Origin of the sequence: Daejeonella sp., assembly GCF_049655485.1 — a bacterium.
Taxonomy (GTDB): domain Bacteria; phylum Bacteroidota; class Bacteroidia; order Sphingobacteriales; family Sphingobacteriaceae; genus Daejeonella.
The window spans coordinates 1-9,910 of the sequence record NZ_JBASJU010000391.1 but is presented as its reverse complement, the minus strand read 5'-3'; the positions used below and the strand labels follow the sequence as shown (position 1 = coordinate 9,910).

At 41.1% G+C, this 9,910-nt stretch carries 7 protein-coding genes and 1 tRNA gene; 4 read left to right on the top strand and 4 right to left on the bottom strand.

Annotated elements, in window-relative coordinates:
- Positions 1-229 (top strand): DUF6965 family protein (locus WBJ10_RS16045; RefSeq protein ID WP_424292107.1); only part of this gene is annotated, 229 nt, incomplete at its 5' end.
- Between the two features lie 80 nt (positions 230-309).
- On the opposite strand, the gene WBJ10_RS16040 is transcribed toward WBJ10_RS16045, so the two are convergent.
- The gene (locus WBJ10_RS16040; RefSeq protein WP_424292105.1) at positions 310-750 is read right to left on the bottom strand and encodes a hypothetical protein; all 441 of its coding nucleotides are present in this window, start codon (positions 748-750) and stop codon (positions 310-312) included.
- A 226-nt stretch (positions 751-976) separates the two neighbouring features.
- Between WBJ10_RS16040 and WBJ10_RS16035 the strand changes: the two genes are divergently transcribed.
- Together WBJ10_RS16035 and WBJ10_RS16030 are read left to right on the top strand one after the other, a co-directional pair.
- Positions 977-2,170, top strand: coding sequence for an anhydro-N-acetylmuramic acid kinase (locus WBJ10_RS16035; protein WP_424292103.1), 1,194 nt, complete (start codon positions 977-979; stop codon positions 2,168-2,170).
- 28 nt (positions 2,171-2,198) lie between these two features.
- The gene (locus tag WBJ10_RS16030) at positions 2,199-3,998 is read left to right on the top strand and encodes a serine hydrolase domain-containing protein (RefSeq protein WP_424292101.1); all 1,800 of its coding nucleotides are present in this window, start codon (positions 2,199-2,201) and stop codon (positions 3,996-3,998) included.
- A gap of 4 nt (positions 3,999-4,002) precedes the next feature.
- Here the strand turns inward: WBJ10_RS16030 and WBJ10_RS16025 are convergent, their stop codons facing one another.
- Both WBJ10_RS16025 and ligD read right to left on the bottom strand, forming a co-directional pair.
- The gene (locus WBJ10_RS16025) at positions 4,003-6,348 is read right to left on the bottom strand and encodes a PAS domain-containing sensor histidine kinase (RefSeq protein ID WP_424292099.1); all 2,346 of its coding nucleotides are present in this window, start codon (positions 6,346-6,348) and stop codon (positions 4,003-4,005) included.
- Positions 6,349-6,505: 157 nt separating this feature from the next.
- Positions 6,506-9,202: a DNA ligase D gene (gene ligD, locus WBJ10_RS16020; RefSeq protein ID WP_424292097.1), complete on the bottom strand. Its 2,697-nt coding sequence runs from the start codon at positions 9,200-9,202 to the stop codon at positions 6,506-6,508.
- Between the two features lie 161 nt (positions 9,203-9,363).
- Here ligD and WBJ10_RS16015 point away from each other — a divergent pair.
- Positions 9,364-9,438, top strand: a tRNA-Val gene (locus tag WBJ10_RS16015).
- 17 nt (positions 9,439-9,455) lie between these two features.
- Here the strand turns inward: WBJ10_RS16015 and WBJ10_RS16010 are convergent.
- Positions 9,456-9,910, bottom strand: a 455-nt coding sequence (locus tag WBJ10_RS16010; RefSeq protein WP_424292095.1) for a response regulator, incomplete at its 5' end; no start/stop codon positions are given.

The following is a 9,910-nucleotide window of genomic DNA, read 5'->3' as shown; positions in this document are numbered from 1 at the left end:
CCAATTAAAAGGATTGATTATGGCCATAGATGAACTTAATGCGTTTTTTAGCTCCGTCATTTTACCAGAAACCATAATAATTTCTGAAGGAGTTAAAATAATTAATGTCCCGGATTTTATACAGGGTCATCTTCAAGCTTTAAACTCATTTGGCGACCAACCGGATGCCACAGTATTTTACGAGAGATTAATATTAATCAAGAACCTCCTTCTTGATCAGCTGAAGTAGGAGACTTGAAATAAAAAATTAACCCTCCTTCTTATTTAGCATTTTGAAGCTATTCAGAAGAAGGGTTAATTGCTAAAGGATTATTTCCTGGTCATCAAACCCAATACTCCCGCAGTTACAAGAGCACCGAAAACATAATAGGCAACGGTCAAAATTTCCCGTTTTTCACTGCTTGCAACATATTCCTCATTTAGGCCCATAGGTTTCGGAGCTTTAAGAGCAGCAAATCCCGCGGACACGCCCGCACCGATTGCACGCACAAGCATAAACTTTCTTCCTCCCATACCAATTGCGGCGAAATATGAAGCGTTGGTGATAATATCACCAGCCAAAGCAACACCGTATAGTTTATTGCCAGTAGGTGGGTCGATACTTAAGGCATTAGCTGATTTCTCTACTGCCTGTTCTCCTAACAAGTCTAATCTGGGAGCGCCACTATCCAGTTTCCTCATCGTTTCATGCAGGATATTTAACGCTGCAGCTCCTGCGAAGCCTGAAATCATTGATTTTACAAAATTCATATCATTAATTTTAGAAGGATAACACATAGTATAAGGCTTGGTTTTTATTTAATGATATTGGAAGTAGGAGGTAGGAATTATGAGTTTGCAGGATTCCTAAAATAGTCGTATAATAATTTGTTTTGTGATGAAAAACTCACCACATTAGACCGCACTAAACCTGCAGTCTGAACATTTATTCCACTTTTTGCGTATCTGAACGGACCCCAAATGCGTTATTTAAGCCATGAACAAAAATATTCAAAATCTATACAACGTTGCAGCTAAACCTGCAAGAAGGATCATCGGTCTCATGTCAGGAACTTCATTTGATGGACTTGATATTGCGGTGTGTAAATTTCAGGGTAGCGGCCTCGAAACACATATTGAGGTAGTGAATTTTGTTACCCGGGAATACAAACCCGAGTTTAAAGAGAACTTAAAGTCCATTTTTGCGAAAAGAAGTGCTGACCTCGAAAAAATAACCTTGCTTAATGCCGTTATCGGTAGCTATTATGCAGAGTTAATTTTGGAGTGCCTATCCGAATGGGGTATCTCTCCAAATGAAATTGACCTTATTGCCAGTCACGGTCAAACAATCTATCATGCCCCATCGCATCAGCATAAAGTTCAAGGATATCCAAACGCTACACTGCAAATCGGAGATGCAGACCATATTGCAATGAAAACCGGTATTATCACATTAAGTGATTTCCGGCAGAAACATATAGCCGCTGGTGGTGAAGGGGCACCGCTAGCCGTATACGGCGATTACCTTATCTTTTCGAGTGCTGCTGAGAACCGTATCATGTTAAATATTGGCGGCATTGCAAACTTTACCTTTCTTCCGTCGGGACATTCGACAGATTTTTTCTCTTCGGATGTGGGACCGGGAAATACCCTGATGGATCAATTTATACAGCTTAGGTATCCCGGGAAATACTATGATAAAAACGCGGAAATTGCTTCATCTGGAAGTGTTAATGAGAAGCTTCTAACGCATCTGCTTGACCATCCGTTTTACAAAGCAGATTTTCCCAAAACTACCGGACCAGAGCTTTTTAGCCTGAACTACTTAGAAGGTGCTATTGCGCGATCAGATCAATCGGATATATCAAATGAGGATGTAATGGCAACTCTGGCGCAGTTTTCCGCTAAAGGTATAATAATGGCAATAACGGAGTCGGTTAAAGGTCGCGGAGAGTTTGAAATTTATTTAAGCGGGGGAGGGATGTATAATCCTCTTCTTGTTAAATATGTTGAAGAACATTTTGGAAGAAAGCTAAAGTTTACCTCGGATCTTGGGATTGACCCGGATGCGAAAGAAGCTGTATTGTTTGCATTATTGGCAAATGAAGCGGTGTCGGGAGGGAATACACCTTTCGGTGATCGGCCTGGTGTCCCGACGGTATCAATGGGTAAGCTAAGTTTCCCATTTTAGTATTTGTTCCTCTTTGTTTACCTAGAATATGAGAAAGATATTAAGCTTGATTTTTGCGTTTATAACTACAAGTGTAATCGCTCAAAACCAAATTTCATGGCAGTCGCTAGCGGCTGCAGAGCGCAGTGCAGTCTTATTAAATAATAGCAAATCAATCATCCCTTTACGGGATGTTAAAGACCTTAGAATTGCAAGCATAGATTTAAACTTTCCTAATTCCACAGTTTTTGACAGCATAGCCAAAAAATACTGGAGTTTAACTGCATTTCGGGGGGATGCAATCAGCTCTGGGGCAGATTTCAATTCACTGCATATGAAGCTTAAATTTTTCAACTTAGTGGTATTGAAATTATCCGACCAAAGTTCTTTCAATTCAAATCTAATGCAATTTATTTCTGACCTGGAAAGCCAAAGCAGGTTGGTAATTATTCTCTCAGGCAAAGGAGAAAACTTGGCCAGGCTGGACAAAGTCCGATCACCCATTATTTGGAATAGACTTCAAACCGAAGAATCAGCATCGCTTAGTGCACAGATTATGTTTGGGGGAATAGCCGCAATATCCAGGTTAAATTCGAATTACAGCTCACTTTTTAAAAAGGGTTCAGGCTACACTTCTAAGAAGATACGTCTTGGGTACACGTCCCCTGAAGGTGTATCTTTAGGTAAAAACTTTAGTTCGGGGATAGATAATATAGTAATGGAAGGTATCGCTGCCCACTCAGCTCCATCCGCTGTAATCCTGGTAGCAAAGGATGGTAAAGTTATCTTCAACAAAGCATATGGAGCACACTCCTATGATGGGAAAAATCCTGCAAAACTGGATGATATTTATGATATGGCTTCAGTGACGAAAGTTACTGCAACAACACCTTCTATTATGCGATTGTATGACCGGAAGATGATAGGGCTGGATTCTCTTATAAGTAAATATGTAGCTACCACCAGGGGGATTGCAGATAAAAGTGATATCAGAATTAAAGAAGCGCTGCTTCACGAAGCTGGATATTACCCTTATATTAAATTCTTTGAATTGCTCAAGCCGGGCGAAATGAGCACAGACTCCTCAGCAGCTTATCCTATAAAAGTGGCCGATGGTTACTTTCTACGTGCAAATTACTTTGACGACGTGATGTGGCCGGTCACCTTAAAATCGAGCGGCGGTACGAGAGGTGAATTTGTATACAGCGACGTGAGTATGTATATGTTGAAAGAGCTTGTCGAGCAGGTTACGCATAGAAGGCTAAATGAATATGTGCTGAACGAATTTTATCTTCCTTTGGGGATGCAGGCGACGGGTTTCTTGCCCCGCAACCGCTTCGACAAATCAAGGATTGTTCCTACCACAGAAAACGACAATTGGTTTAGAAATATGCTGGTTCAAGGCTATGTAAATGACCCAGGGGCAGCCATGGCTGGTGGAGTCCAGGGACATGCAGGTCTATTTTCAACGGCGAATGACCTTGCCATCTATTACCAGATGCTATTGAATAAGGGCTCATATGGAGGAAATCAGTTCTTTACCCCGGCGACTGTTGATTTGTTTACTTCCCGTCAATCGAAGGTTAGTACACGGGGTTTGGGTTTTGCAAGAATTACTGAAGCTGAAGAAAAAGCCGGTAAAGGCTATCCCTCCCAGCTCGCCTTTGGTCACAGTGGTTACACAGGGACGTATGTTTGGGTCGATCCAAAATACAATCTAGTGTATATCTGTTTAACTAACAGGGTTTATCCTGATGACAATAAAACTTATGGGGTTTCAAAAGTTAACTTAAGGGCAAAGGTGTTAGATTACGTATATGAGGAAATAATAAACGCTTACAATAATTAGCCAGTTAAGTTTTGGGTGTCAATATAGGCAGTGAAAAACCAAAAGTCGATCCTTCGCCTTCTTTGCTGTTCACCCAAATCCTTCCGCCCTCCCGTTTTATAATTTCAGAGGAAATGTAAAGCCCCAGACCAAGGCCTGGAAAAGTGTGCTGCATATTTCCGCTAACCCTATAAAATTGTTCGAAAACCTTATCCATATTATCGCTAGAAATACCGATCCCGAAATCTGTTACACTTAATATGATCTCCCCGTCTTTTAAAGACGTGTGAATTTTAATCTGATCGGCATGGGGTGAGTATTTAATTGCGTTTGTTACCAGGTTTGAGATTACCTGTCCGATTCGTTCTTTATCTCCAAAAACCACGCCGTTAGCTTCATAGTCTTGCTGTAGGGTGTGCTTGTCAGTTGTTCTTTGAAGATCTTCTAAAAGTTCTTTGACCATTGGAAGAAATTCAAATTCCCGATCATTAAATTGAAGTTTTCCAGAACTTATTTTTGTAACGTCGAGCAGATCCCCAATAAGGCTGGTTAAGCGGTTGATCTGTCCATCCATCCTGCTGATCATTTCCGCTTCTTTAGTGTCTCCTTTTCGCTGAAGCATCTTCTCCAGCACCTGGGTGTAAGCCTTAATGCTGGTTACGGGAGTTTTTAGTTCGTGGCTTGCTATACCAATAAAGTCATCTTTTTGCTGTTGGAGATGCTTTTGGTCTGTGATATCTACACAGGCTCCAATGTATCCCGTGAATTTACCATCGGCCCGGTATTGCGGCTGACCGTTAACTACACACCAGTGAATAGTCCCGTCGGAATGGTTTAAACGAAATTCAATTTCGTACAAATGTTTATTCTCCAGTTCACTTAAAAACTTTTCCTCTACACTCAAACGATCTTCGGGATGTACTGAATATAACCAACCTCTGCCTAGATTTTCATTTAAGGTCCGTCCTGTCCAATCAAGCCATGTCTGATTGTGGTAGGTGAACAGCCCTTTTTCGTCGGACATCCAAAGAGCTGTAGGAGCGGCTGTAGTAATGGTTCTTAATAATTGCTCACTTTCTGCCAGTGCTTGTTTTGCCGCTAATTCGGGACGCATATCTCTCATCACCGCACCAACTGCAATTGGTTCCCCTGAAACGGGATCGTCAATGCGAATGCAGTTATTAAACACAGGAAATACTTCGCCGCTCTGCAGGTGCCTTACATTCATGGTACCTGACCATTTACCTTCTTTCATAACTGTAGGTAAAACCTCGCGCTCGACCATTAGCAGATCGTCCGGAGTGTGAAGTTTGGAAATCGGGGTATTTAAGACTTCTTCGTCATTTTTAAAACCCAGCATTGCCTTTCCAGCCGGGTTAATATATGAATTGATGCCCTGCAGATTAAGAAGCGACATTAAATCTACACTGCTGTCAACCAGTTTAATTAGTTTTCGCTGTTCCTCCTTTGCAAGCCGTTGTTCGGTAATATCGAGAATGGTACCGACCATCCTTGTCGCTTTTTCATCATTATAAATAACTTTACCTTCAATTTTCACCCAACGGACAGATTTATCTTTCCAAATTACCCTGCCTTCAAATAATAGTTCTCCTGATATAAGTGCATCTTCATGTGCTTTTTCCCTTAGTTTTAAATCATCAGGATGATACGCCGATAGATACATCGACCTTGAGACCGGCTCTTCAAATCCAAATATTTTGGCAAACTGTTTGGTCGTAAAAATCTCGTCGGTTAGTAAATTCAAGTCGTAGGTGCCTAAGCCGACGGCATCCATAGCCAGTCGCGCACGTTCTTCAGCTTCGTCAATTTTTTGTTTCGCATTAACCTGATCGGTTACTGCGATCCCAACGGGTGCCTGCATAAAAATATTATACAGCATCTGTTCCTGGTTTTGAAGTGCCTCGATTCCGGCTTTTTCCCTTTCAGACACCTTATAGAATTCGGTGACATTCAAAGGTGAATGAATCAGATAAATAACATCACCATTTTCATCTAACACTGGGGTGTTACTGGTTGTCCAATAGCGCTCCTCAAATTTATTCGTTCCTGGAATAGGAATGTCGTACCGATAATTACTCATAACATGAGGAACTTTGGTCTTTATGGCCTGTTCAAAGGAAGAGATTGTGCGTTCTATGGTCTTAGAATCATTATAAGTTGGGTTACCGGGGAAGGCCCCGAATACGGGTTTACCAATAAGATCTTCCCTGCGGGTATTGGTAACTGATAAACAGGCATTATTAACATCAAGTATGGTATATGCCGGTGCGTCGATATCTATTATAAGCATCTTTGCGGGGCAGGCATAGAAAATATCGCTAAATGCTTCTCCCCTGAGTTTTTTGGTCATGTTTGTAATAGGATGGGAAGCTAATTTAAAAAATATTAGCAATACATATCTCGTTAATAATTTTTGTCATCCGGAAGTGTGTACGTATATAAAAACGGCTTAACGATCGATCAGAGATAATATTATTTGATCTGGTCTAATTCAATAATACTTAGTCTTAGAAATCGAAAATGCTTTGCGCTTTCTGCGTCACTTTTTCGAGGTCAATTCCTTTGCCCAACACGCCTTTAAATAAGTCGCCTTCAACCTTAAGTCGATCCAGTGAATTAAAGATAGTAAAGTCTTTCATAGCAAGCCCTGGTTTTACCTCATCCCAGTGTAGTGGCATGGAAACGGTAGCACCAGGTTTCGGGCGGAGTGAATATGGCCCTGCAATAGTAGCTCCGGGCCGATTCTGGAGAAAATCAAGATACATTTTTCCGTTCCTTTTAGCTATCATCCTTTCAAGGCTCGTATACTTAGGAAGCTGTTTATGAACAATATTTACAATAATCCGGGCAAACATCTGTGACTGATCGTAGGAATACCTGGCTCCCAGGGGAATATATATGTGTATCCCGGTGGAACCCGAGGTTTTGCAGAAGCAAGGTACATTGATGGCGTCACACACTTTTTTAACTTCCAGTGCCGCTTCAATGACCTGGTCGAACGTATTTTTATCAGGGTCCAAATCAATGACACAATAGTCTGGGTGGTCTGGAGATTGTATTCTGCTAAACCACGGATTCATCTCAATGCAGCCAAGGGAAGCCATCCATAAAAGAGTAGCATCATCATCGCCGACAAGATATTCCTTGTGTTCGCCTTCTCCATTAACATAAGGGAAGGTCTTTACCCATTCCGGCGCTTTCCCTTTTACGTCTTTTTGATAAAAGCTTTTCCCGTGAATGCCGCCGGGGAAGCGGTTAAGCGAGAGTGGCCTGTCTTTAAGATAAGGTAGAATATATTCTGAAACCTGATAATAGAAATTAAACATGTCCCTTTTGGTAACCCCGTCTTCTGGCCAGTATAATTTGCTCAGGCTCGTAAATTTCAGTTCATGCCCGGAAATCTTCCTTATCTGTGTTTCGTCCTTTGGATTGAGGAGTGTTTTCCGGCCTTTATTCTTCGGAGGGCTTACTGCTTGCTGGTGTACTGACTCCGGGCTTTCCTCAATTACTTCCTCCGTTTGTTCAGGAATTTCCCTTATTACGTCTTTCGCTTTCTTATCGGTTCGCATTCCCTGGAAAGAGGGGTGCCTGAAAACACCGTCACTGGTTACTTCCGTAAATGCTACTTCACATACCAGCTCCGGTTTGAGCCAGGTAGCTTTTGCCTTTGGTGGTTTAGGTCGAAACCTGGACGGTTTGTTATAATCAGGCTCGGTGTGAAAAGGGCTTTCTTTCTGAATTAGGGGTTTGAATTCATTTAGCATTTCTTTTTGCTGTTTCGAAGAAAAGCCTGTACCTACTTTACCCACATAGTGAAACTCTTCATTTTCATAAACACCCAATAATAATGAGCTAAATGCTTTAGTTGTGTCTTCATTCTTAGTATAGCCGCCTATTACCACTTCCTGCCTTCTGCTGACTTTAATTTTCAGCCATTCCCTCGATCGAATGTTTGCAGAATAGGTGCTGTCAGATTTCTTTGCAATTATTCCTTCCAGCCCCATTTTCTCGGCGGCTTTAAAAAACTCGATTCCGCTTGTGTTAAAGACTTTACTTATCCTAATACTGTCATTGTCAGTTGGCAAAACTTCCTGAAGTACGCTCTGTCGTTGCGTTAAAGGGAGGTCAGTCAAATTTTTTCCGCTATACCATAAGATGTCAAAGGCATAAAAAACGAGCTCACCATCAGCCTCACTACGCCAGTTTTGGAGATCCCCAAAATTGGATATGCCCCTTTTATTGACAACAAGGATTTCACCGTCCAATACGGCGTTGAAATCCCAACTCTCCAGTGCCTTTACGATCGGATAAAATTTATCATTAAAGCTCTTGTTATTTCTGGATAGGAGATCTACTTTTCCATCATTGATAAATGCAAGAGCGCGGTAGCCATCCCATTTTACCTCAAATAACCAATCCGGATCGTCAAAAGGCTCATTTACAAGAGTTGCAAGCATCGGCTTCATTCCTATAGGAATGCGGGTCTTTTTAGCTTTCTTTAGAATGTTCTCTGTGCCTGCGAGCGAATTTGTTGGTGAGGCTTCCGATTTATGATTGGTTTTCTTTGCAGAGGATTTGGAATCATCTTTGATTACTTGCTCATGGCCTTCTTTCCACACTTTATTGCCAGTTTTTTCCATGACTTCGATTGTTTTCCCCGACAGAATGGATTTATCTTTCTTAGTAATATCTGATGGAGAAGCAAAGTCGTCTTTATGTTTTATCAATAACCAGCCGTTTTCGCCCATTCCATTGGTTTTAACTAAGGCGTACTCGCCTTCCAACTTTTTACCATGGAGTTTTACTTTAAGTGAACCATCTTTCAACTGTTTTAAAAGATGCTTTTCCTGAGCTTTCTTACCCTTGATCTCTTCAATAGGTTCGTAGGTTCCCTCATCCCAAACTATTACAGTTCCCCCACCATATTCACCTTGTGGTATAATTCCTTCAAATAACCTGTAATCATAGGGGTGATCTTCAACCATCATCGCCAGACGCTTAGTTTTTGGGTCAGTTGAAGGACCTTTCGGTACTGCCCAACTTTTAAGTACACCTTCCATTTCAAGCCTGAAATCGTAGTGAAGACGACTGGCATCGTGCTTTTGTATCACGAAACGAAGCTTTTCTTTATCCACACTTTTACCTGATTTAGGTTCGGATGTCTTGGAAAAGTCTCTCTTTTTTACATATTTCTCAAGTGTCATGAATGGACTGTTTAGTGGAGATGGGCATAAACAACCAACAATCCGCTTTCACAAAAGTTCAGTTTGCAGCTTACAAATAGTGGGCGGGAGTTCAGAATTGAAAAATATACTATTATATTGCGGAGGATTCCGGGGAAGGTAATTATGAATTGGAACAAATAGGGAAATTAGCTCAGCTGGTTTAGAGCACTACCTCGACAAGGTAGGGGTCGCTGGTTCGAACCCAGTATTTCCCACAATTTGGTTGAATTAATTAAACGTGTTCCGCTAAGCTTTCTTGAAGTCTTATTAGATATTCAATCGTAATAGGTTGTTTGAGGAAATCAATAACAAAGGGGTATGATTGCGCCTTTATAGTATGCTGAATATCTATTGATTGCGAGGTAATTACAATCTTAGTATCTTTGAAAAACGGCCAGATTTCTTTTGAAAATCGAGTAAGAAATTCCCATCCATCCATCACCGGCATATGAAGGTCGAGGAATATGACTTTAGGGTAGTTTTCTAAAGGTTGCTGGCCACTATCAATTAAGAGTTGGCAATAATTGAGCGCTTCTAGTCCGTCCTTTTTCTCAACTATCTGATCTGCAAAGTTTGATCTGCTTAAAGTACGTTTAAGTATTAGTAACGTAATATCATTATCATTAATGCATAAAACAGTATTCAATTTTTCAAGTATCATTGGGCTTATCTTTCGATGTTTATACG

Excerpts from the sequence above, each read along its gene's own strand:
- WBJ10_RS16040 (WP_424292105.1), bottom strand. The coding sequence starts at position 750 with ATGAATTTTGTAAAATCAATGATTTCAGGCTTCGCAGGAGCTGCAGCG.
- WBJ10_RS16035 (WP_424292103.1), top strand. The coding sequence starts at position 977 with ATGAACAAAAATATTCAAAATCTATACAACGTTGCAGCTAAACCTGCA.
- WBJ10_RS16030 (WP_424292101.1), top strand. The coding sequence starts at position 2,199 with ATGAGAAAGATATTAAGCTTGATTTTTGCGTTTATAACTACAAGTGTA.
- WBJ10_RS16025 (WP_424292099.1), bottom strand. The coding sequence starts at position 6,348 with ATGACCAAAAAACTCAGGGGAGAAGCATTTAGCGATATTTTCTATGCC.
- ligD (WP_424292097.1), bottom strand. The coding sequence starts at position 9,202 with ATGACACTTGAGAAATATGTAAAAAAGAGAGACTTTTCCAAGACATCC.